24 protein-coding genes are annotated in these 22,849 nt (G+C 65.5%); 18 read left to right on the top strand and 6 right to left on the bottom strand.

Annotated elements, in window-relative coordinates:
• Window positions 1–99: 99 nt before the first annotated feature.
• The 8 genes from ACFSCT_RS14440 (at window position 100) to dtd (ending at window position 9,848) form a co-directional block, all read left to right on the top strand.
• Window positions 100–2,013: a pseudouridine synthase gene (locus tag ACFSCT_RS14440; protein ID WP_379143842.1), complete on the top strand. Its 1,914-nt coding sequence runs from the start codon at window positions 100–102 to the stop codon at window positions 2,011–2,013.
• Between the two features lie 279 nt (window positions 2,014–2,292).
• Complete coding sequence (locus ACFSCT_RS14435; RefSeq protein ID WP_379143840.1) at window positions 2,293–3,357, top strand: 5-bromo-4-chloroindolyl phosphate hydrolysis family protein; 1,065 nt, start codon at window positions 2,293–2,295, stop codon at window positions 3,355–3,357.
• Between the two features lie 124 nt (window positions 3,358–3,481).
• Window positions 3,482–4,666 carry a toxic anion resistance protein gene (locus ACFSCT_RS14430; RefSeq protein WP_379143838.1) on the top strand — a complete coding sequence of 395 codons (1,185 nt, stop codon included), beginning with the start codon at window positions 3,482–3,484 and terminating at the stop codon, window positions 4,664–4,666.
• Window positions 4,667–4,692: 26 nt separating this feature from the next.
• Window positions 4,693–5,763, top strand: a complete 1,071-nt coding sequence (locus tag ACFSCT_RS14425; protein WP_379143836.1) for a DUF2927 domain-containing protein — start codon at window positions 4,693–4,695, stop codon at window positions 5,761–5,763.
• Window positions 5,764–5,829: 66 nt separating this feature from the next.
• Window positions 5,830–7,020 carry an SPFH domain-containing protein gene (locus ACFSCT_RS14420; protein ID WP_379143835.1) on the top strand — a complete coding sequence of 397 codons (1,191 nt, stop codon included), beginning with the start codon at window positions 5,830–5,832 and terminating at the stop codon, window positions 7,018–7,020.
• Between the two features lie 97 nt (window positions 7,021–7,117).
• Entirely contained in the window at window positions 7,118–8,440 is a 1,323-nt protein-coding gene (locus ACFSCT_RS14415; protein WP_379143833.1) for a TFIIB-type zinc ribbon-containing protein, read from the top strand.
• Window positions 8,441–8,455: 15 nt separating this feature from the next.
• Entirely contained in the window at window positions 8,456–9,394 is a 939-nt protein-coding gene (locus ACFSCT_RS14410) for a carbohydrate kinase family protein (protein WP_379143832.1), read from the top strand.
• A 4-nt stretch (window positions 9,395–9,398) separates the two neighbouring features.
• Complete coding sequence (dtd, locus tag ACFSCT_RS14405; protein ID WP_379143830.1) at window positions 9,399–9,848, top strand: D-aminoacyl-tRNA deacylase; 450 nt, start codon at window positions 9,399–9,401, stop codon at window positions 9,846–9,848.
• A 6-nt stretch (window positions 9,849–9,854) separates the two neighbouring features.
• Here dtd and ACFSCT_RS14400 read toward each other — a convergent pair whose 3' ends face one another.
• Window positions 9,855–10,727 (bottom strand): LysR family transcriptional regulator, encoded by an 873-nt coding sequence (locus tag ACFSCT_RS14400; protein WP_379143828.1) that lies wholly within the window; start codon window positions 10,725–10,727, stop codon window positions 9,855–9,857.
• Window positions 10,728–10,868: 141 nt separating this feature from the next.
• Between ACFSCT_RS14400 and ACFSCT_RS14395 the strand changes: the two genes are divergently transcribed.
• The 3 genes from ACFSCT_RS14395 (at window position 10,869) to ACFSCT_RS14385 (ending at window position 13,725) form a co-directional block, all read left to right on the top strand.
• Entirely contained in the window at window positions 10,869–11,105 is a 237-nt protein-coding gene (locus ACFSCT_RS14395) for a DUF1127 domain-containing protein (RefSeq protein WP_379143827.1), read from the top strand.
• A gap of 347 nt (window positions 11,106–11,452) precedes the next feature.
• Entirely contained in the window at window positions 11,453–13,108 is a 1,656-nt protein-coding gene (locus ACFSCT_RS14390) for a DEAD/DEAH box helicase (RefSeq protein WP_465263184.1), read from the top strand.
• 38 nt (window positions 13,109–13,146) lie between these two features.
• A complete protein-coding gene (locus ACFSCT_RS14385) occupies window positions 13,147–13,725 on the top strand; it encodes a thymidine kinase (protein ID WP_379143826.1) in 579 nt (192 codons plus the stop codon).
• A gap of 89 nt (window positions 13,726–13,814) precedes the next feature.
• Here ACFSCT_RS14385 and ACFSCT_RS14380 read toward each other — a convergent pair whose 3' ends face one another.
• From ACFSCT_RS14380 to ACFSCT_RS14360, 5 genes are all read right to left on the bottom strand, one after another.
• Entirely contained in the window at window positions 13,815–14,015 is a 201-nt protein-coding gene (locus ACFSCT_RS14380) for a CsbD family protein (RefSeq protein WP_379143824.1), read from the bottom strand.
• Between the two features lie 104 nt (window positions 14,016–14,119).
• Complete coding sequence (locus ACFSCT_RS14375) at window positions 14,120–15,070, bottom strand: 2-hydroxyacid dehydrogenase (RefSeq protein WP_379144397.1); 951 nt, start codon at window positions 15,068–15,070, stop codon at window positions 14,120–14,122.
• Between the two features lie 2 nt (window positions 15,071–15,072).
• A complete protein-coding gene (locus ACFSCT_RS14370) occupies window positions 15,073–15,408 on the bottom strand; it encodes a tRNA-binding protein (RefSeq protein WP_379143823.1) in 336 nt (111 codons plus the stop codon).
• Window positions 15,405–16,217, bottom strand: a complete 813-nt coding sequence (gene proC / locus ACFSCT_RS14365; RefSeq protein WP_379143822.1) for a pyrroline-5-carboxylate reductase — start codon at window positions 16,215–16,217, stop codon at window positions 15,405–15,407. Before proC ends, ACFSCT_RS14370 begins: the two co-directional genes overlap by 4 nt.
• Before the next feature lie 64 nt (window positions 16,218–16,281).
• Window positions 16,282–16,785, bottom strand: a complete 504-nt coding sequence (locus ACFSCT_RS14360; protein WP_379143821.1) for a type III secretion system chaperone family protein — start codon at window positions 16,783–16,785, stop codon at window positions 16,282–16,284.
• A gap of 282 nt (window positions 16,786–17,067) precedes the next feature.
• On the opposite strand from ACFSCT_RS14360, the gene secG reads away from it, so the two are divergent.
• From secG to ACFSCT_RS14325, 7 genes are all read left to right on the top strand, one after another.
• Window positions 17,068–17,706, top strand: coding sequence for a preprotein translocase subunit SecG (secG, locus tag ACFSCT_RS14355; RefSeq protein WP_379143820.1), 639 nt, complete (start codon window positions 17,068–17,070; stop codon window positions 17,704–17,706).
• A gap of 148 nt (window positions 17,707–17,854) precedes the next feature.
• On the top strand, window positions 17,855–19,501 hold the full coding sequence (locus tag ACFSCT_RS14350; RefSeq protein ID WP_379143819.1) for a CTP synthase: 1,647 nt from the start codon (window positions 17,855–17,857) through the stop codon (window positions 19,499–19,501).
• Between the two features lie 141 nt (window positions 19,502–19,642).
• On the top strand, window positions 19,643–20,113 hold the full coding sequence (locus tag ACFSCT_RS14345) for a hypothetical protein (protein ID WP_379143818.1): 471 nt from the start codon (window positions 19,643–19,645) through the stop codon (window positions 20,111–20,113).
• Between the two features lie 81 nt (window positions 20,114–20,194).
• Window positions 20,195–21,100, top strand: coding sequence for a polyphosphate kinase 2 (ppk2, locus tag ACFSCT_RS14340; protein WP_379143817.1), 906 nt, complete (start codon window positions 20,195–20,197; stop codon window positions 21,098–21,100).
• Window positions 21,101–21,126: 26 nt separating this feature from the next.
• Entirely contained in the window at window positions 21,127–21,429 is a 303-nt protein-coding gene (locus ACFSCT_RS14335; protein WP_379143816.1) for a DUF1330 domain-containing protein, read from the top strand.
• Between the two features lie 44 nt (window positions 21,430–21,473).
• The gene (locus ACFSCT_RS14330; protein WP_379143815.1) at window positions 21,474–21,935 is read left to right on the top strand and encodes a tellurite resistance TerB family protein; all 462 of its coding nucleotides are present in this window, start codon (window positions 21,474–21,476) and stop codon (window positions 21,933–21,935) included.
• A gap of 91 nt (window positions 21,936–22,026) precedes the next feature.
• Complete coding sequence (locus ACFSCT_RS14325) at window positions 22,027–22,815, top strand: ABC transporter ATP-binding protein (protein WP_379143814.1); 789 nt, start codon at window positions 22,027–22,029, stop codon at window positions 22,813–22,815.
• The last annotated feature ends 34 nt before the right edge of the window (window positions 22,816–22,849 follow it).

The raw sequence follows: 22,849 nt of genomic DNA, 5'->3' as shown, positions 1-22,849 counted from the left end.
TTCGCAATTTGCCCGGAAACCCGCAAGAACCGCTTTCCTGCGCCGGCCATTGCGCCTATGCAACCTTTCAACCACCGCAGGACTGCGCAGGAGATCGCGATGACCGACAAGAACGACACCCCCGAATCTACCGATACCCCATCCCCCGATACCCCCTCCACCGCTACGCAGGCATCGCCCGACAAGGCCGAGCGTATCGCCAAGGTCATGGCGCGCGCCGGCGTCGCCAGCCGCCGCGATGCCGAACGGCTGATCCTTGAGGGGCGCGTGACCCTGAATGGTGAGAAAGTTACCTCGCCGGCGCTGGATGTCGGTCCCCGGGACAGCATCGCCGTCGACGGTCGGCGGATCGAGGAAAAGCAGCCGACACGGGTCTGGCTTTACTACAAGCCGGTCGGCCTCGTGACCTCGGAAAAGGACGAAAAGGGCCGTCAGACGGTGTTCGACGCCCTGCCCCGCGATCTGCCGCGGGTGATGTCGGTCGGACGGCTCGACCTGAATTCCGAAGGGCTGCTGCTGCTGACCAACGACGGAGAGCTGAAGCGCCGGCTGGAACTGCCTGCGACCGGCTGGCTGCGGCGTTATCGGGTCCGGGTGAACGGCCAGCCGAACGATCTGACCTTTGATCCGCTGCGCCGGGGCATCACCATCGACGGCGAGGATTTCCAGCCGATGGAGGTCAAGCTGGACAGCCAGCAGGGCGCGAACGCCTGGCTGACCGTGGGCATCCGCGAAGGCCGCAACCGCGAGATCCGCCGCGCCATGGCCCATGTCGGGCTGACCGTGAACCGGCTGATCCGCATCGGCTATGGCCCGTTCAAGCTGGTCGGGCTGGAACCGAACGAGTTGAAAGAGGTCAAGCGCCGCATCCTGCGCGATCAGCTTGGCAGCCTGCTGACCACCGACCCCGGCGGGACCCCGGAAGCCGAGGCCAGGGATGGGGCCAGGGATGGGGACGGGGATCGGGCCGAGGATGGCGCGCGCGGCCGTGGCGGCTTTGCCCGCCGCGCAGCCGGCGGCGGCGCCGGCGGCCGTGGAGGTGATCGCGGCGGTGATCGTTCTGGCGCCCGTTCCGGCGATCGTGCGCCCCGCCGCGATGCCGGGGATGGGCCGCGCAAGCCACGCTCGGAAGGGTTCCGGTCGCATGGCGCCGGTTCGGATGGCGCCGGTTCGGAGGACAGGCCGGCCCGCGCGCGCGGCTATAAATCCCACGCCGGCGATGCGCGCCGGTCGGATGATCGCGGATCCGATGACCGCCCCGCCCGCAAGCCGCGCGCGGCCTATGGCGACGACGCGGCGCGCAAACCGCGTTCCGACTGGGGCGACCGGCCCGATCGCGGCGACAGCGGTGAACGGAGCGAACGAAAGCCGCGTCACAGCGCATCCGGCCGCCCCGCCCGTGCATCCGGCGCCGAGGGCGGCGAACGCCGCGCTTATGCGCCCCGCAAGCCACGCGAGGATGGAGACGCACCCCGCAAACCCCGCGCCTATGGCAGCAAGCCAGCCGAGGGTGGCGAACGTCGCAGCTACGCGCCCCGCAACGATGGCGACGGTGAGCGCCGGACCTATGCGCCGCGCAAGCCGCGCGAAGATGGCGACGCACCCCGCAAACCCCGCGCTTACGGCAGCAAGCCAGCCGAGGGTGGCGAACGTCGCAGTTATGCACCCCGCAACGATGGCGATGGTGAGCGCCGGCCCTATGCGCCCCGCAAGCCGCGCGAGGAGGGCGACGCGCCGCGCAAGCCCCGCGCCTATGGCAGCAAACCGGCCGAAGGTGGCGAACGTCGCAGCTATGCACCCCGCAAGCCGCGCGAGGATGGCGATGCCCCGCGTAAACCCCGCGCTTATGGCAGCAAACCGGGTGCAGGCGCGGCGGGTCCGCGCGGATCGGCGACCGGCGGCGACAAACCCCGGGGCGGTTATGGCAAGCCCGGCCCCCGCTCGGGCGGCGGCAAACCCGCCCCCCGGGGTGGCAAACCGGGGCCGCGCGGCGGTAAGCCCGGCCGTGGCTAATGGTGGCTAGTCGTGGCTAGGTGCATGTCGCTGCGTTAAAATCCGCGTCATCGGGGAACCGAAGGCCCGGTCGCATCCTTCTTTTAGGGGCTGGCGCTTTGGTCGCGGGATCAAGATCGCCGGTCTCCGGGCCGGTGAACCCCACCGGCTGCCGACGCGCGCGAAAGGATGACGATGCCTGACCAGACGCCCAGACCGATGAACCGTCTGGCCTTCTATCTGCTGCTGGCGCTGACGCTTTACGCGTCGATCGCCGGTGCGGTCTGAAAGGGGGCAAGGATGGCGATCCGATTTGGCGGCAAATACTCGCCCGACGGCAGCCGGCGCTATGTCGAGGTCAAGGCCGGTCCCGGATCGCGGCCGCCCGAACCGCCGCCGGTGCGCGACCCGCGGCACCGGCTGGAATCGCGCACGACCTGGATCATGGTGGCGGCCGCGCCGCTGCTGATCGGGGCATTCTTTCAGAACCCGACCGCGCTGGTGCTGAACCTCGCCGGTTTTGGCCTGATCGCGGCCGGGTGCCTGATCACCCGCGAAGGTCTGCGGGCCGAGGCCGCCTATGACGCCCGCCGCGTCGCCCGGCGCCCGGCCTGGCCACGCAAGCTGCTTGGCGGCATCGTCACCGGCCTTGGGCTTGGCGTCGGCGCGCTGGAACCCGGCGCCTCGACCAGTTGGGGTGTGTGGGGCGCCTGCCTGATCGGTTTCGCGGGCGTTGTCCTGCACTATCTGACCTTTGGTCCCGACCCGATGCGGGACAAGGGCATGGAGGGCATCGACCAGTATCAGCAGGATCGCGCCCGCCGCGTCGTCGACGAAGGCCGCGCCTATCTTGACCAGATGCGCGACGCGATCCGCCGTGCGGGCGACCGCGCGCTGGATGACCGCGTCGCCCGTTTCGCCGCCACCGCCGAAGGGCTGTTCCGGCGCGTCGAGGAGGACCCCGAGACGGTGACCGCCGCGCGCCGCTATCTCGGCGTCTATCTGATGGGTGCGCGCGATGCGACGATCAAGTTCGTCGATCTATATACCCCGACCCGCGACCCGGCCGCCCGCCGCGCCTTTGAGCAGCTTCTGGATGATCTGGAACGCAACTTCGCCGACCGCACCCGCAGCCTGATCGAGGGCGGACGCACCGATATGGATATCGAGATCGAGGTGCTGCGCGACCGGCTGGCCCGCGAAGGCGTGGCCGCAAGCACCCGGCCACCCGCGCAGACCCCATCATCGGCCCTGTCATCGGCCGCCGCGCCGACCCCGGCGCCCGGACCGACTGAAATTGCCGCCCCGAACGACGGCGAGATCACCCTGCCCATGCCGGAAAGCCGCAGTCCCGAACGGCGATAAGCCGGACCGGAACTTTCCGCTGGGGAAGCCGTTGAAAGGAAACGGCAAAGGCCGGGGGTCTTTCCGAAATCATGCGCCCCCGGGGTGCTGCCATGCCGCCAATGGACCACGTGGAAGGACGACCATGACCCAGGACACGCAACGCGAGGCCGAAGCCGCGCTGAACGAAATCGAAAAGGTGACGGCGGTGGTGCTGCCCGAGCCCGCGCAAGAGGTCGTGCCACTGGAAACCGCCCCCGCCCCGGTCGCGGATGAGATCCGCCGCCGCATGGATGAGATCAATATTTCCGATACCGGCAGCATCGTCAATTTCGGCTCGGCCGCGCAGTCGAAGCTTCAGGAAATCAGCCAGGCGATGCTGGCCGACGTGAAGAACAAGGATGTCGGACCCGCGGGCGACAGCCTGCGCGAGGTGGTGTCGACCATCCGCGGCTTTTCGGTCAGCGAGCTTGACGTGCGCCGCGAACGCAGTTGGTGGGAACGCCTGATCGGCCGCGCCGCGCCCTTCGCCAAATTCGTCGCCAAGTTCGAGGGCGTGCAGGACCAGATCGACAAGATCACCGGCGATCTGCTGAACCACGAACACCGGTTGCTGAAGGACATCAAATCGCTGGACGTGCTTTATGAACGCACGCTGAATTTCTATGATGAGCTGGCGCTTTACATCGCGGCCGGCGAGGAGAAGCTGAAGGAACTGGACGGCCGCACCATCCCCGCGAAAGAGGCCGAGGTGAATGCCGCGCCCGAGAATGCCAAGGTGCTGAAGGCGCAGGAACTGCGCGACCTGCGCAGCGCCCGCGACGATCTGGAGCGCCGGGTCTATGACCTCAAGCTGACCCGGCAGGTGACGATGCAATCCCTGCCCTCGATCCGGCTTGTGCAGGAAAACGACAAGTCGCTGGTGACCAAGATAAATTCGACGCTGGTCAACACCGTGCCGCTTTGGGAAACCCAGCTTGCGCAGGCCGTCACCATTCAGCGTTCGGCCGAGGCGGCCGGCGCGGTCAAGGAGGCGACCGACCTGACCAACGACCTGCTGACCGCCAACGCCAAGAACCTGCGCCAGGCCAATCAGCAGATCCGCACCGAGATGGAGCGCGGCGTCTTTGACATTGAAGCCGTCAAGACGGCGAATGCCGAGTTGATCGCCACCATCGAGGACAGCCTGCGCATCGCCGACGAAGGCCGGGCGCGCCGGACCGCCGCCGAACAGGATCTGGAGAAGATGGAGGCGGAATTGCGCCAGACGCTGGCCTCGGCCCGCGCCCGACCGGTGGGTCAGACCTCACGGGTTACCGAAAACACCTGACGTGCTATTATCGGACTGCCACCGCCATGACGATGTCGCCCATGCCGCACCTTTCCCAACCGTCCACAGTGCGCCCGGGCGTCAGGCCTGCCCATGGCGGGATCGCCATCCTGATGGGGCTTGCCGTCGCGGGCTGTGATTTCAGCGCCACGGAACCCGCCGCGCCGGTCGCCCCGCCCGCGCCGATCTATACGCCGCCATCCCCGAAACCCATCCCGCAATCGGTCAGGCAGGCACGGCTGCGGGCCGACCGGGCGGAACGCGCGCGCCGGCTTAACGCCGCCGCCAGCGTCCCCGCCTCGGCGCCCAGCAACAGCATGCGCAGCTATCTTGACGGGGTCGAGGCCGATCTGCGCAGCCGCGGCCTGATGCGGACCGATGGGGGTGGCGGCATTCCCTTTGATGCCGCCGATCTGGTGCGCGATTTCAACGTCATCGCGCTTCAGGACGAATACACCCCCGAAAACAACGAACTTGTCGCCCAGACCCGGCCTTCGGTCCTGCGCCGGTGGGAGGCGCCGGTGTCGATACGGATCGAATTCGGCGCCTCGGTCGATCAGGGCGCACGGGCCCGGATACGGGCCGAAATCACCGATATCGCGGCGCGGCTGCGCAACGCGACGGGCCATCCCGTGGCGCTGACCGACAGCGCATCGGCGAATTTCGACGTGCTGATCATGTCCGAGGATGAACGCCGCGCCAGTGCCGCGCGGGTCATGAGCCTGGTGCCCGGGATCCCCGCAACCGACGTTCAGGCGATCATGAACCTGCAACCGGGCAACTACTGTTCGGTATTCGCCTATTCGCGCGGGCCAAGCGCGGTTTACGACCACGCCGTCGCCGTGCTGCGGGCCGAGTTGCCGCCGCTGATGATGCGTTCCTGCATCCATGAGGAACTGGCGCAGGGCATGGGTCTGGTCAATGACAGCCCGCTTGCCCGGCCCTCGATCTTCAACGATGACGAGGAATTCGCGCTGCTGACCCCGCATGATGAAATGTTGCTGAAAATGCTGTACGATCCCCGCCTGAAACCGGGGATGACTCCGGCCGAGGCCGCGCCTATCGTGCAGACCATCGCAGCCGAGTTGAAACCCTGATCCCCGCGACGGCGCGCATCCCTGACCCGCGCCCAAGCTGCCGCTGCATTTCCGACGGAGGAACCCATGGCGATCCTTGACTTTCTGACCGGCGAATTCATCGACGTTATCGCCTGGACCGACGACACCCGCGACACCATGGTCTGGCGGTTCGAGCGGCGCGGCAATGCGATCAAATACGGCGCCAAGCTGACGGTCCGCGAAGGTCAGGCGGCGGTTTTCGTGCACGAAGGCCAGATCGCCGATGTCTTCGGTCCCGGGCTCTACATGCTTGAAACCAACAACATGCCGATCCTGACCACGCTTCAGAACTGGGACCATGGTTTCCGCAGCCCGTTCAAGTCCGAGATCTATTTCGTCAACACCACCCGCTTCAACGACCAGAAATGGGGCACCAAGAACCCCATCATCGCCCGCGACCCCGAATTCGGGCCGGTGCGCCTGCGCGCCTTCGGCACCTATTCGATGCGGGTCAGCGATCCGGGCCGCTTCATCTCGGAAATCGTCGGCACCGATGGCGAGTTCACCGCCGATGAGATCAGTTTTCAGATCCGCAACGTGATCGTGCAGGAGTTTTCGCGGGTGATCGCCTCGTCCGGGTTGCCGGTGCTGGATATGGCGGCCAATACCGCCGATCTGGGCAAGCTGGTGGCCAAGGCGATCCAGCCCACCATCGCCGCCTACGGTCTGACCATTCCGGAATTCTATATCGAAAACATCAGCCTGCCCGACGAGGTCGAGAAAGTGCTCGACAAGCGCACCAGCATGGGGATCGTCGGCGACCTGAACCGCTGGAACCAATATGCGGCGGGGGATGCCGCGATGGCCGGCGCGCGGGTGCCCGGCAGCGGTTTCGGGACCGGCATGGGGACCATGATCGGGATGCAGGTCGGCGGCGGCATGATGGCGCCGCAACCGCAGCCCGCGCAGACCCAAGGCCCCTGGGGCGCGGTCCAGCAACCCGCACCGGGCGCCCAGCAGCAGCCCGCCGGCCCGCTGCCGCCGCCGCTGCCCGGCCGGCAGGCGGAAACCGTCTGGCACATCGCCCGCGAAGGCGAAGCCGATGGCCCCTATGGTCGCGGCCACCTTGGCCGTCTGGCGCGCGAGGGCAGTTTCACCCGGGACACGCTGGTCTGGACGCCCGGCCAGAACGGCTGGGAAAAGGCCGAGGATGTGCCGGAACTGGCGCAGCTCTTCACCATCTCGCCGCCGCCCCCGCCGATCCCCGCCGCCCCCTCGGACCCGGCCAAGGGGTAATCCCCGCCAGCTTTCACAAAACCGGCCGCGCTGATCCGTCACCTCGCGGGCAGGCGCGGCCCGAACGACCCAACGCCTACGGACAACCACCGCCGCCATGCCGACGCCGCGCACCGAATACCGCTATCCCTGCGAAAGCTGCGGCGCCAGCCTGCGGTTCACGCCGGGCCAGACGGTGCTGACCTGCGAATATTGCGGGCATACGCAAAACATCTCGCCCGGCGCCGCGCGCGCGCCCGGGCGGCAGGAAACCGGCGGCTCGGCCGGCGAGGCGGTGTTGCTACCCGAACCGCGCACCGGCCGCGCCCTGCAATGGGATGCAGCGCATAAATCCCCCGAACTGACCGAGATCCCGCTGGAAAAGGGGCTTCGGCTCGATCAGGCCAGCGGCGATTTCGTCGAGGACGTACAGACGCTGTCCTGCCCGAATTGCGGCGCCAAGATCGACATCGAAAGCCGGGTTCAGGCGACGCTTTGCCCGTTCTGCGCAACCCCGGTCGTCACCGATACCGGGGTGACGCGCCAGATCAAGCCCCAAGGCATCCTGCCGTTCGTTCTGGACGAGGCAAAGGCCCGCAAGGCGCTGGAGGACTGGCTGGGCAGTCTGTGGTTCGCGCCGAACGGGGTTTTGCAGTATGCTCGCCGTGGTCGCGCCATGTCGGGGGTCTATTCCCCGTTCTGGACCTTCGATGCCGCGACGGTCAGCGATTATTCCGGGCAGCGCGGTGATTATTATTACGAGACCCGCTATGTCACGCGCGAGGTGAACGGCCGCATGCAGCAGGTGGCCGAGCAGGTCCGCCGCGTCCGGTGGCGCCCGGTCAGCGGCCGGGTCGCGCGGGATTTCAACGATGTGCTGGTGCTGGCCGCGACCTCGTTGCCGCGCGGCTATACCGACGGGCTGGCGCCGTGGGACCTGTCGCAACTGCGAAGCTATAACCCCGAATACATCGCCGGTTTTCTGGCCGAGGGCTATACCGTCGCGCTGGCGGACGGCCATACCATCGCGCGCGATCAGATGGAGGGCGTGATTACCGGCGACGTGCGGCGCGACATCGGCGGGGACGAACAGATGATCTCGGGCATCCAGACGCAATATTCGGCCGAGACCTTCAAGCATATCCTGCTGCCGATCTGGACGGCGGCCTATAAATACAACGGCAAAAGCTATCGCTTCGTCGTCAACGGCCAGACCGGACGGGTGCAGGGCGAACGTCCGTGGTCGGTGTGGAAGATCGCGTTTGCGGTGCTTTTGGTGCTGGCCGCCATTGCCGCCTTCATGTATTTCCAGCAGGCCGGAAGCGGATCCTATGGATCGGATGTCGGTTACTCATCACCGTCGTCATCCTCCGGCTATCGCTATCCCGATGATTCCGGGGGCGGCAGTTCGGGCGGGGATTATGTCATCCGCGGCTATTAGGGGGGACGGCGGAATATGATCCTGTGCACCGGCGAGGCCCTGATCGACATGGTGCCGCTTCTGCCCGAGAAAGGCGCTGCGGCGACGGACCAACCGCCCCGGTTCGCGGCACTGACCGGGGGCGCGGTTTTCAACACCGCGGTGGCGCTTGGCCGGCTGGGAACGCCGACCGGCTATCTTTGGCCGCTGTCGCGCGATGTCTTTGGCGAACGCCTGTCTCGCCCGCTGGCCGAGGCCGGCGTTGATCTTAGCCTTTGCCCGCGCAGCGACCGGCCGACCACGCTGGCCTTTGTCACCTTATACGGCGGCGAGGCGCGCTATGATTTCTATGACGAGGGTTCGGCCGGGCGGATGTTCTCGGCCGCCGATCTGCCGAGGCTGCCGCCGGAGGTGACGGCGATATTCTGCGGCGGCATCAGTCTTGTGCCCGACCCCTGCGGCGCCACGGTCGAGGCGCTGGTCGCCGCCGAATCCGGCCGCCTTCCGGTCATGATCGACCCGAACGTAAGGGCGTTTTTCGTCCGCGATTCCGATGCTTACCGCGCACGTCTGATGCGGTTTCTGCGCATGGCCGATCTGGTCAAGCTGTCGGGTGACGATATCGAATGGCTGTTTCCCGGCAAATCGGGGGCCGAGGCCGCGGCCGAGGTTCTGGGCCTTGGCGCGAGAGTCGTGTTCCTGACCAGCGGCGGCGCGGGGGCGCGGGCAATCTGGGGCGGCGGCGATATTCTGGTCAAGGCGCCAAGCGTAACGGTTGCCGACACGATCGGCGCAGGCGACACTTTCAACGCCGGCGTTCTTGCCGCGCTGCACCGCGACGGATTTCTGACCAAGGCGGGTATTGCCGGGATCGGCGCGGATGGCTTGCGCGCCGCGCTGGATCTGGGCACCCGCGCCGCCGCCGTGACGGTATCCCGGTCGGGGGCAAATCCGCCGTGGGCGCAGGAAATCTGACGTCATGAGGGCTTTGGTCCAGCGCGTGTCCGAGGCATCGGTGACGGTCGACGGCGCGGTGATCGGCCAGATCGGTGCCGGCCTTCTGGTGCTGGTCTGCGCCATGGGCGGCGATGACGAGATCGCGGCGGATAAACTGGCCGCGCGGGTCGCCAAGCTGCGCATTTTCCGCGACGCGGCCGACAAGATGAACCGCTCCGTCGCCGACATCACGGGGGCGGTTCTGGTGGTCAGCCAGTTCACGCTGGCCGCCGACACCCGCACCGGCAACCGTCCCGGCTTTTCCTCGGCCGCGCCGCCGGAGTCGGGCGAGAAACTGTATCTGCGCTTTGCCGACGCCCTGCGCGGGCTGGGTCTGCCGGTTCAGACCGGCCGTTTCGGGGCGGATATGAAGGTGGCACTGGTCAATGACGGGCCGGTCACGATCTGGATGGACACCGCCGACCGCAGTTAGGGACTGCTAGGCGGCCGCCTGCTCCATCTTTTCGTCCTGCACGGCGCGGCGCAGATAACGGCCGAATTCGCTGGCGAGCGCGCTGACCGGCCCGCGCGTCAGATACATGTTCAGGCAGCTTGGCGGCAATGGCGGCAAGGCGCCGCCGTGGTCGATCCTTTCCAGCCCCTCACGCGGGATCTTACGCAGGAAGATGTTCACCCCCTGATCGGCGGCGGTCAGCATCAGGTTGCGTTCGCAACTGCTGGCACCTGCCGCATGTTCCCAAGCGATGCCGGCGGCCTCTAACGCCGCGATTCCCGCCTGAAGGAAAACACAGTTCAGCGAATTCGTCAGTCGTAACGGCCGCCGCTGCCAGGCTTTGCCGCCGGCTGCGCCAATCCAGTTGAGATCAAATTCGTAAAGCTGGATACCCTCGTCACCGCAATCCAGTTCGGTCGTCAGGATCACGTCCTGCTCATCGCGCTCGAACTGCTTGCGTAAATCGGTGCTGTAGCCATCGGACAGGACCACTTCGACATGGGGGTTCGCCTCGCGGAACTCGCGCACGGCCTGGGTGAAATGCAGCATCGGCCAATCCGTCGTCAGCCCGACACGCAGACGGCATTCGGGCCGGACGCCGGTAAAGCGCGCGATGATGCCGTCGTTCAGCGCCACCAGCTTGCGGCTTTCGGTCAGCAGCAGCCGGGCGAAATCGGTCAGCACCACGCCCCTGCCCTGCTTTTCCAGAAGCGGCCGGTCGAACACCTCTTCCAGCCGCTTGATCTGCATCGACATCGCACTTTGCGTCATGTTGAGCGATTCAGCGGCGCGGGTGACGGCGCCATGTTCGGCCACCGCCTGAAGCGAGCGCAGCGTCGCGATGTCCAGATTGCGCATTGTTCAAACTCCGTGATCGCTTGGATCAAAATCATTCATTTTACGAATAGCTTTTATACGGGCATCTTATCAGCATCGAAGATGGATTCAAAGAAACCATTCATCTTTATTGATGATGGAAAATATCACGAGGATTGAACGATGGCACAGAAATCATCCGCAATGCTGAATGTTGCCCCGGGCCGGGTTTATACCGGCATCCGCGCCAACTGGCTGCGCCGTATTCTGACCGCCGTCGATCTGCGCCAATCACGCCTGGCACTGGCGCGGCTGAGTGATGAGCAATTGCGCGACGTTGGCCTGACCCCCGAACAGGCCAAGGCCGAAGCGCGGCGCAGCATGTGGGACGTGCCGGAACATTTCGGCGCGCGGCACTGAATCCGCGCTCCCCGCCGGATCTGCCAACCACATCGGAACCCGCACACAGACACCGGTCCGTGTGCGGGTTTCATATTTTCCAAGGTTCCCGATCCAGTTTGGTCAGAACACTTGACTTTCCCGGCGCGATGCCCCATTTGGCGCAGGTCGGCGTCCGCTGTAGCGTGATCAGTCGCAGGGCGCATGTCCCCTGCCAGGCCCGACAACTCTAGCTGGTTCCCATGTCACGCGGGGTTCTTGCCGGGTCTCGTATCTGACCCGCACCCTTGCATGCGCGACCCGATCCGGGCGCGCCGATAACCTTTTGTCCGATACGGGGACGAAGGGCTGAAAGGAACGTTTACGACATGGACAACCAAAAGTCCGAGCGCCGCCCCGCTGGCGGCCCCCGCGGCGAGAGCCGCAGTTTCAAATCCGGCGAAGGCCGCAGTTTCAAATCGGGCGAAAGCCGCCCCTATAAACCCGGCCGGGGCCGACCCGGCCAGCCGAACAACAATGCCGAAGGCCATGCCGGCGGCCGCCCGCAGCGTGGTCCCCGCGACGACGCCGCTGCTGCGCCGGGCGGCAAGCCGCGCCGCAAATCCTTTGGCGGCAAGCCCCGTACCGATCGAAGCGCCGATCGCAATGCCGATCGCGGCTTTGACCGCTTCGAGACCGAGGACCGGGTGCGCGAGCGTCGCTTTGCCGACCGCCCGATGCCCGAGGTATCGGGCCCCTTTGCCGACATGGGTCTTGATCCCCGCGTGGTGGTCAATCTCGCCGGCATGGGTGTGGTCGAGCCGACGCCGATTCAGGCCCAGTCGATCCCCGGCATTCTTGAAGGCCGCGATCTTTTGGGGCTGGCGCAGACCGGCACCGGCAAGACCGCAGCCTTCGGCCTGCCGATGCTGACCCGGCTGTTGGCCGAGGGCAAACGCCCCGAGCCGCATTCGGTCCGGGCGCTGATCCTTGCGCCGACCCGTGAACTCGCCACCCAGATCGCGGCGAATATCGAGGCTTATTCGGCCGGCACCCCGATCCGCACCTTCCGCGTCGTCGGCGGCGCCTCGATCAACGTGCAGCAACAGCGGCTGATGCGCGGTGTCGATGTGCTGATCGCCACTCCCGGCCGTCTGATCGACCTGCTGGAGCGTCGCGCACTGACCCTGTCCAAGACCGATTTTCTGGTGCTGGACGAGGCTGACCAGATGCTGGACATCGGTTTCATCCACGCGCTGCGCCGGATCGCCAAGCTGCTGCCCGAACAGCGGCAGACGCTGTTGTTCTCGGCCACCATGCCGAAGCTGATGGAGGAGCTTGCCGACAGTTACCTGCGCGATCCGATCCGCGTCGCGGTGAACCCGCCCGGCAAGGCCGCCGAAAAGATCGAACAGGGCGTGCATTTCGTCAATCAGGGCGACAAGGCCGCGTTGCTGGCGGAGTACCTGTCCAAACACCCGGACGAGCTGGCCATCGTTTTCGGCCGCACCAAGCACGGTTCGGAAAAGCTGGCCAAGCTGCTTGGCGGCTGGGGCTTCGCGGTCGACGCGATCCACGGCAACAAGTCGCAGGGTCAGCGGGAACGCGCGCTCGCCTCGTTCCGTGCCGGCAAGGCCAAGGTGCTGGTCGCGACCGACGTGGCCGCCCGGGGTCTGGATATTCCCGAGGTCGCGCATGTCTATAACTATGACCTGCCGAACGTGCCGGAAAACTATGTCCACCGCATCGGCCGCACCGCCCGCGCCGGTCGTGACGGCCGCGCCGTGGCTTTCTGCGCGCCGGCCGAGGCGGGTGAGCTGTGGGCCATCGAAAAGGCGATGAAGTCGAAGATCCCGGTCATCGGCGGTGAGGCCCCGGTTCAGCCGCAGCATGGCAACCGTGGGCGCGGCCCGCGCGGCGGCGGCAAACCCGGCGGCGGTTTCGCCGGTGGCGCGAACGGTGGCCCGAATGCTGGGGCCAACGCTGCGCGCAAGCGCCCTGCAAGCCGCCCCTCGCGCCGGCCCAAGGCCGAACAGCGCGGCTGATCTTGCAGTACGCCATGGGCGGGTCTATCAGCCCGCCCATGGCCAAGCTTTACTTTCATTATTCCAGCATGAACGCCGGCAAAAGCACCCTGCTTTTGCAAGCCTCGTACAACTATCGCGAACGCGGCATGTCGACCTTGCTGCTGACGGCGGCACTGGACGACCGCGCCGGGCACGGCCGCATCGCCAGCCGGCTTGGTATCGCGCAGGACGCGCTGACCTTTGCCAGCGACACCGATCTTTTCGCGCTTCTCGCATCCCATCCCAACAGCGCCTGCGTCTTTATCGACGAGGCGCAGTTCCTGACCCGCGAACAGGTCTGGCAACTGGCCCGCGCCGTCGATGATCTTGACGTGCCGGTCATGTGTTACGGCTTGCGGGTCGATTTCCGGGGCGAGCTGTTTCCCGGTTCGGGCGCGCTGCTGGCACTTGCCGACGACCTGCGCGAGGTGCGCACGATCTGCTTCTGCGGGCGCAAGGCCACCATGGTCGCGCGCCATGACGCCGAGGGGCGCGTGATGCGCGAAGGCGCGCAGGTCGAAGTCGGCGGCAATGACCGCTATCTGTCGCTGTGCCGCCGCCACTGGCGGGCGGCGATGGATGCCGGGCACATTTGAAAATCCGGCACATATAAAAACAGGGGATGCCGAACGGCACCCCCTGCGCGATATCTCGGTCCGGTCATCGGACCTGTAAAAGGCTGAACTCAGCCCTTGTCGCGGAAGAAATCGTTGATCTGATTATCGGCCTCTTCCTTGGTCCAGCCATATTTCTCCTGGAGCTTGCCGGCAATCTTGTCGCGCTTGCCCGCCATCTCGGTCACCTCGTCGTCGGTGAGGTCGCCCCACTTCTCTTTGACCGAGCCTTTCAGTTGGTCCCATTTACCGGCGATAATATCCCAGTTCATGACAATTCCTTTCACGAAGTGTTCTTGCGGGAAGGAAACGCCGGGGTCGGGGTGAAGTTCCCCCGCACAACCCTGGAATGAGCATAACAAAAGTTAGCTTAGCGTCAGTTCACCCGATCGCGGGGGGCGCGGTTTTCGGCGAATGCCTGTATGTTGGCCAGCGCCCGCATTCCCATCTCGGTGCGGGTCTGTTCGGTCGCGGTGCCCAGATGCGGCAGCAGCACCGCGTTTTCCAAAGCCAGCAGGCTTTCGGGGATCTGCGGCTCGCGCTCGAACACGTCGAGCCCCGCGCCCGCGATACGGTTTTCCTGCAATGCCGCGATCAACGCGGCCTCATCCACGATATCGCCGCGCGCGATATTGATCAGAACCGCATTGCGGCGCATTTTCGCGATCTGCTCGGCCCCGATCATGTGGTGCGTCGCGGTCCCTCCGGGCAGCGCCACCACGACGAAATCGGCGGTTTGCAGAACGGCGTCCATGTCCATCTGCCGGGCCGGAATGTCCAGCGCCGATACGGTCGAGCGGTTGAAGAACACCACATCCATGCCGAAACCAAGATGCGCCCGCCGCGCGATCGCCTTGCCGATCCGGCCCATGCCAAGCACGCCAAGCACCTTGCCGCTTACATGCTGACCCAGCATGAACGTCGGGGTCCACCCCTTCCATGCGCCGCTGCGGACCAGCCGTTCGCCCTCGCCCGCGCGGCGCGCCGTCATCAGGATCAGCGTCATCGCGATATCGGCGGTGGCATCGGTCACCGCGTCGGGGGTGTTGGTCACGTCGATCCCGGCCGCGCGCGCGGCGGCGATGTCGATATGGTTATAGCCGGCGCCGAAATTCGCCAGCATCCGGCAGCGCGCGGGATCGCCCTTGAACGCTTCGGCCGTAAAGGCATCGCCCAGCGTCGGCATGATCACGTCATATTCGGCCATGGCCGCCGCAGCCTCGGAGGCGGTCAAAGGGATCTCGCTATCGCGGATGGTGGTGTCGTAACGGCCCTGGGCGGCGGTCTCGACCGCACCGGTCATCCGGCGGGTAATCAGCAAGCGCAGCATCAGAACATCCTTCCGCCCAAGGGGACCGGTTGATCGGGGGTCAGCAGCACGACCTCGCCCTCGGCATCGGGGACGCCCAGCACCAACACCTCGGACATGACCTTGCCGATCTGGCGCGGCGGAAAATTCACCACGCCCAGAACCTGCCGGCCGACGAGTTCCTCGGGTCGGTAATGCCGGGTGATCTGCGCGGACGAGCGTTTCTCGCCGATCTCATCGCCGAAATCGACCCACAGCTTGATGGCCGGTTTCCGCGCTTCGGGAAAGGGTTCGGCGCGGGTGATCTTGCCGACGCGGATGTCGATCTTCAGAAAATCGTCGAATGTCGCCGTCATGCGCCCAACTCCCTTCCTCGGTCGGCGGCGGCGGCGATGGCGCGGCGGAGCAGCGGCGGAAAGCCGGTTTCCCCGTCCATCAGGATTTTCAGCGCGGCCGCGGTCGTGCCGCCGGGCGAGGTGACGTTCTCGCGCAATTTTCCGGGCGGCAGGTCTCCGACCAGCGCGAGTTGCCCCGCCCCCGCAACCGTGGCCCGCGCCAGTTGCAGGGCCAGCTCGGGCGACAGCCCCTGCGCCTCGCCCCCGGCCGCCATGGTCTCGATCAGGTGAAAGACATAGGCCGGCCCGGAACCAGACAGCGCGGTTACCGCGTCCATCTGCGATTCGTCGTCAAGGCGCACGACCTGGCCAACGGCGGACATCAGGCTTTCGGCAAGGGCAAGATCGGCGGGACCGGCGGCGGCATTGCCGATGATGGCCGAGATGCCCTGACCGATGGCGGCGGGCGTGTTCGGCATGATGCGCACGATCGGCGTCGAGGCGCCAAAGGCACGCTCATACGCGGCGATCGTGACCCCGGCGGCGACGGTCAGGATCAGCGTATCGCCATTGCCGAAACCCTTCAGCTGCGGCAGCGCGTCGGCCATCATCTGCGGCTTGACGGCGATGACGACTACCGCCGGATCATCCGGCAAGGCACCGTTGAAGCGGATACCGCGCTCTATCAGCGCCGGGGACGGGTTCGGGTCGATTACATGCACCGCGTCCGGTTGCAGCCCCCGCGCCAGCCAGCCCTCCAGCATGGCCGATCCCATGCGGCCGGCCCCGACCAGCACGATTCCGCGTTGATTCAAAACGTCCAGATCCATTGCGCCCCCCTTTGCCGATCGGCGCAAGGCGCGCCCGCGCGCGCGCGCCCCGGACGCCCCCGCGCTATGCCCTTCCGTAGGCTTCGGACAGCGCGATGTCCAGCGCGGCACTTGGCGTCGCATCCCCCCAACAGGCAAGCTGGAACGAGGGATAGAACCGCTCGGCCGCGTCGATCGCGGCGCGGATCATGTGGTCGATCTGCTCGGGTCCGGCGATGGCCTCGCCGCTGAGCACAAGGCCATAGCGCCAGACCATCAGCCGCTGCGGCGCCCAGAACACGAAACCGCCGTCCCAGACCTGATCGTTGACCAGATTGAGCGTCTCGTACAGCGCCGCAAGCCGCTCGGCCGGCGGGTCCATGTCGAAGGTGCAGATCAGGCGCAACACCTCGTCGCGGGCCGACCAGGCAAGGGTCATCGAATAGGTCCGCCATTGCCCTTCGACCGCCATCGCGATCTGATCGTCGGTCAGCCTGTCGAAATCCCATTCGTGATGCGTGGCGACGCTTTCGCAGATGTCGATGGGGTGAATCTCGTCCGAAAGGAAGAAGTGATCAACCTGTGCCATGCCTGTCCCTGCCTTTTTTTGTGGAGCGGCGCATTTTCCGCCCCAAGCCTAGGTGTTTGGGCAACACCCAGCGAAAGAACCAGATGCGCCTACAAGATATGGTGCTGCCCTTTGGATCGCCTGTAAAGTAATAATTCCATGACGCCCGCGCCCGCGCGTCCGGCGTGACAAATTCGGCGACACGACAGGGCCGCGGATCGGTATTGACCGCAACCGGCGCTTGCCAAGCCGGCCTGCCGCGCCTAGATAGGCGCGTCAAATCCGAAAAAGGCCCGCGCTCCTGTGGAAAACGTCGTTCTTACCGTGCATCTGATCCTCGCCCTGCTTTTGATCGGGGTCGTGCTGCTGCAACGGTCCGAAGGCGGCGGCCTTGGCATGGGCGGCGGCGGAGGCGGCGGCGTGATGACCGGACGCCAGGCGGCGAACGCGCTGTCGCGGCTGACGTGGATTTTCGCGATCGCTTTTCTGATCACCTCGCTGGCATTGGCGATCATCGCCGCGCGCAACAGCTCGTCGGATTCGATTCTGGACCAGATCGGCGGCATCCAGACCGGCACCCCGGCACCGGCGACGAACCCCGATCTGCCGCAGGCGCCGGTTTACGTACCGCCGCCGGCATCGGGTCAGCCCGCGACGCCGCCGGTTCCGGGCGCGTCCAGCAGCACCGCGCCGGCTGAAGCTGCACGGACCGACACTGCACCGACCAGCACCGCGCCCGCCGATACGGCGCCGACCCCTGCGGCACCGGCCGACCAGCCTGCAACGCCCCCCGCACCAGCCGCCACGACCGCGCCGGCCACGCCTGCGGCCCCTGCTGATGCAGCCCCGGCTGATGCAGTGCCGACGGATGCAGCACCCGCTGATGCCGCCCCGACGGATACGCCGGCCACCCCCGCGACACCGGCTGCACCGGCCAACTGATCTGATACCATCGACGGGGGACGGCATTTGTGCCCCCTACCATAACTTGCGGTCCCGTTGCGGTCCCGGGACGAATCGGTTATAGCTCAAGTCCCGTGGTGCCGCCCAAATCAGTGCCGCTTTGACGACATAAAACACGGGGACAATCATGGCGCGATACATCTTTATTACCGGCGGCGTCGTGTCCTCGCTGGGCAAGGGGCTTGCCTCGGCCGCGCTGGGGGCGCTGTTGCAGGCGCGCGGCTATACCGTCCGTCTGCGCAAGCTCGACCCCTATCTGAACGTCGATCCGGGCACGATGTCGCCCTTTGAACATGGCGAGGTGTTTGTCACCGACGACGGCGCCGAAACCGACCTTGATCTGGGCCATTACGAACGCTTTACCGGCGTGCCCGCGCGCAAGACCGACAGCGTGTCCTCGGGGCGGATCTATTCCAACGTGCTGGAAAAGGAACGGCGCGGCGCCTATCTGGGCAAGACCATCCAGGTCATTCCCCACGTCACCAACGAGATCAAGGACTTCCTGACCATCGGTGAGGATGAGGTCGATTTCATGCTGTGCGAGATCGGCGGCACCGTCGGCGACATCGAGGGGCTGCCCTTCTTCGAGGCGATCCGCCAGTTCAGCCACGAACGTCCGCGCGGCGAATGCATCCTGATGCATCTGACGCTGCTGCCCTATCTGGCGGCCTCGGGTGAACTCAAGACCAAGCCGACCCAGCACAGCGTCAAGGAACTGCAATCCATCGGTCTTGCCCCCGACATTCTGGTCTGCCGGTCCGAGCATCCGATTCCCGAAAAGGAACGCGCCAAGATCGCGCTGTTCTGCAATGTCCGCCCCGATGCGGTGATCCCGGCCTATGACCTGAAGTCGATCTATGAGGCGCCGCTGGCCTATCACGCCGCCGGGCTGGACCGGGCGGTGCTGGACGCCTTCCAGATCAGCCCCGCGCCGCGTCCCGACATGAGCCGCTGGGAAGATGTCATGGACCGGCTGGAGAACGCCGAGGGCGAGGTGAAGATCGCCATCATCGGCAAATACACCCAGCTTGAGGATGCCTATAAATCGGTCGGCGAGGCGCTGACCCACGGCGGCATGGCCAACCGGGTGCGGGTCAAGCCGAAATGGATCGACGCCGAGATCTTCGAGCGCGAGGATCCGGCGCCCTATCTGGAGGAATTCCACGGCATTCTGGTTCCTGGCGGCTTTGGCGAACGCGGCACCGAGGGGATGATCGCGGCGGCACGGTACGCCCGCGAAAAGAAGGTGCCCTATCTGGGCATCTGTCTGGGCATGCAGATGGCGGTGATCGAATCGGCCCGGAACCTGGCCGACATGCCCGATGCCGGGTCCGAGGAATTCGACCACGAGGCCGGCGAGACCCGGTTCACGCCGGTGGTCTACCATCTCAAGGAATGGGTGCAGGGCAATCACAAGGTCGAGCGCAAGCTGACCGACGACAAGGGCGGCACCATGCGGCTGGGCGCCTATACCGCGCATCTGGCGCCGGATTCGCTCGTTTCGCAGGTTTATGACGGCGCCACCGAGATCGAGGACCGCCACCGCCATCGCTATGAGGTCGACGCGAAATATCGCGAAAAGCTCGAAACGGCGGGGCTGCGGTTTTCCGGCATGAGCCCCGACGGCCGCCTGCCCGAGATCGTCGAGGCGCGCGACCATCCGTGGTTCATCGGCGTTCAGTTTCACCCCGAACTGAAGTCGAAACCCTTCGACCCTGCGCCCTTGTTCCGCGATTTCGTCCGCGCCGCCAAAGAGGATGAACGGCTGGTCTGAGACCGGCCAGAACGCGCGAACCCGCCGGCACGCCCCCGGCGATCACAGCGCAATGTGACAGGCCGTGCCCGTGATGCGCCTTTTCAGGTGGCGCCCCGCCCGCTATCCTTCGGCAAACGGGGTTAGCTTACGGAAATGCCCATGCTGCGCGCGCTTTCGATCCTCATCATGCTGTCACCGCTGCCCGCCTTTGCCGAGGCGGGGGTGTTTCTGGTCGATCGCGGCACGCTGCCCTTCGACCTTGGCCCGGGCCACCCGGCAAACAGCCCCGCGCTTTTCGCCAATCGCCCGACGAACAACCGCAACTCTGCCGCCAACCCGCTGAACGGGGCGGCCAATCGCGCCAACCTGCCTTCGGTCGCGGCGCAGGGCACCGACCTGATCGTCACCGACGACGGCACGCCGGTCGGCTATTACGTCCAGAACGGGCTGGGCACGATGAATCTGTTCGACGCCGGCGGCAAGCGCATCGCCTATAAACCCGCGAACCGCTCGACCAAAAGCCTGTTCACCACCTCGGGCCAGTGGTGCGGCACCGTCGCGGCCGCGCGCGATGGCACGTTCTCGATCGGGCTGACGCGGGCCTGCGCCGCTTTATTCGGACTTCAGTAACGGCGCCATGAAAACTGTCACATTCGGCGGATAGTGATGCGGATCAGAATTAGGTGACATAAGACGGGGCGGACCCAGCAGATGAAAGATCAGAAAGACGAATGGCTGGAAGCCGAGTTGCAGGACACGCTGGACGAGGATGTCGAGATCGAGCTTGAGGACGCGATCCTGTCCGAGGAGATCCGGCGCATCTATGACCGCCAGCATCCCAACCAGATGGACCGGCGTGAATATTTCCGGGAATTGCTGCGCCTTCAGGCCGAACTGATCAAGTTGCAGGACTGGGTTTCCTATCACAAGGAAAAGGTCGTGGTGATCTTCGAGGGTCGCGACAGCGCCGGCAAAGGTGGCGCCATCAAGCGGATCACCCAGCGGCTGAACCCCCGCGTCGCCCGCGTGGTCGCCCTGCCCGCGCCCTCGGACCGCGAAAAGACGCAATGGTATTTTCAGCGTTACGTCCCGCATCTGCCCGCCGGCGGCGAGATCGTTCTGTTCGACCGCAGTTGGTACAACCGCGCCGGGGTCGAGCGGGTGATGGGTTTCGCGACCGAAGATCAGGTCGAACAATTCTTCAACGACGTGCCGGAATTTGAACGCATGCTGGTCCGCTCGGGGATCAGGGTGATCAAATACTGGTTCTCGGTCACCGATGAGGAACAGCAGTTGCGCTTTCTCATGCGCATCCACGACCCGCTGAAACAGTGGAAGCTGTCGCCGATGGATCTTCAGGCCCGGGTCCGGTGGGAGGATTACACCAAGGCCAAAGAGGACATGTTCGAGCGCACGAACATTCCCGAAGCGCCGTGGCATATCGTCCCCGCCAATGACAAGAAACGCGCCCGGCTGAACTGCATGGCGCATCTTTTGTCGCTGATCCCCTATACCGAGGTTCCGCACGGCCATATCGAACTGCCCGACCGCGTGTTCAACGCCGATTACGAACGCGAGGTGCTGCCGCACGATCTGTACGTGCCGCAGAAATACTGATTTTAATACTGATTTTCGGGGGGACCATGCCCAAGGGGTATTGGGTCGGACATGTGACCGTCGACGACCCGGAAGCTTATGGCGCCTATCGCCGGGCCAATGCCGCAGCCTTCGCCAAATACGGCGGCCGGTTTCTGGTGCGCGGCCCGGAACAGGAGGTTGTCGAGGGTGCCCTGCGCCAGCGCACGGTGGTGATCGAGTTTCCCAGCCTGTCGGCGGCGCGCGACTGCTATAATTCGCCGGAATATCAATCGGCGAAGGCGCTCCGTTCCGGCGTCTCGGTGGCTGACATTGCCATTGTCGAGGGCTATGATTCCATCGCTGAATGACGAATCGGCCTGTCGGGATCCGCTTGCAGCAGAAAGTGATCGCCATGTTTCGTAATTTGCTGAGCCGCTTGCTGGGCGATAATGGGCCTTCGGGTTCGCTGTCGCCCGTTGATGCCGAAGTCGCGATCGCGGCATTGCTGGTGCGGATCGCCCGCGCCGATGACCATTATACCGACCGGGAAGCCGCGCGGATCGACCGCATTCTGGCCCAGCGCCGGGGCATATCCATCGATCAGGCGGCCGAGCGGCGAAGTGCCGCGGAAATGATCGAGGCCGAGGCCCCGGATACGGTGCGCTTCACCAAGCTCATCAAGGAACGGGTCGCGCTTGATGACCGTCAGGCCGTGATCCGCGCGATGTGGGACGTGGCGCTTTCGGACGGCAGCCGCACGGCGGATGAGGAAACGCTGATTCGACTGGTGTCGGGTCTGTTGGGCGTCACCGACCGCGATTCGGCGCTGGAGCGGCAGAAGATTCTGCGCAGGCAGGGCCTGGCGGCAGGCTGATAAAGGCGTCATCCGGCATTGTGATGTTGCAATCGCGACAAAAACATAGCCCTATTGGCGGGTTATAACCGCCACGGAAACGTCAGCCATTTTGCCGAATAACGAACCCGCCCCGTCACCCGTCATAGAAATCAAGGGCCTGCACAAGGCCTATGGCCCGCTTGAGGTGTTGAAGGGCATCAGCCTGTCGGCGCCACGGGGGCACGTGCTCAGCCTGATCGGGTCGTCGGGTTCGGGCAAGTCGACCTTGTTGCGCTGCTGCAACCTGCTGGAGGACAGCCAGCAAGGCGATGTGATTTTCGAAGGCGAGCCGGTCCGCTGGAAAGGTGACGGCGCCGCCCGGCGCCCCGCCGACCGCGCGCAGGTCACCCGCTTTCGCACCAACCTGTCGATGGTGTTCCAGCAGTTCAACCTGTGGGCCCATATGACCATCCTGCAGAACGTGATGGAGGCGCCCTGCACGGTTCTCGGCCAGCCCGCCGCCGAGGTCGAGGCCCGGGCCCGCAAGCTGCTGGACAAGGTCGGCATCGGCGACAAGGCCGACGCATGGCCCGCGCAGCTTTCCGGCGGCCAGCAACAGCGCGCGGCAATCGCGCGTGCTTTGTGCATGGAGCCCCGGGCGCTGTTGTTCGACGAACCGACCAGCGCGCTTGACCCCGAATTGCAGCAAGAGGTGGTCAAGGTCATCAAGGATCTGGCCGGTGAACACCGCACCATGCTGCTTGTCACCCATGACATGCGGCTGGCGGCGGACGTGTCGGATCATGTGGTTTTCCTGCACAAGGGTCTGGTCGAGGAAGAAGGGCCGCCCGCACAGATTTTCGGCAATCCCCAGACCGAACGCCTGCGACAGTTTCTAAGCGCCAGCATGGCGATCTGAAAATCAGAACAAAAACCAATCAATAGCCAACAGG

Origin of the sequence: Paracoccus pacificus (genome assembly GCF_042680785.1) — a bacterium.
Taxonomy (GTDB): Bacteria; Pseudomonadota; Alphaproteobacteria; order Rhodobacterales; family Rhodobacteraceae; genus Paracoccus; species Paracoccus pacificus.
Note: the sequence above shows the minus strand (reverse complement) of the source record. Positions and strands in the feature narration are given on the sequence as shown.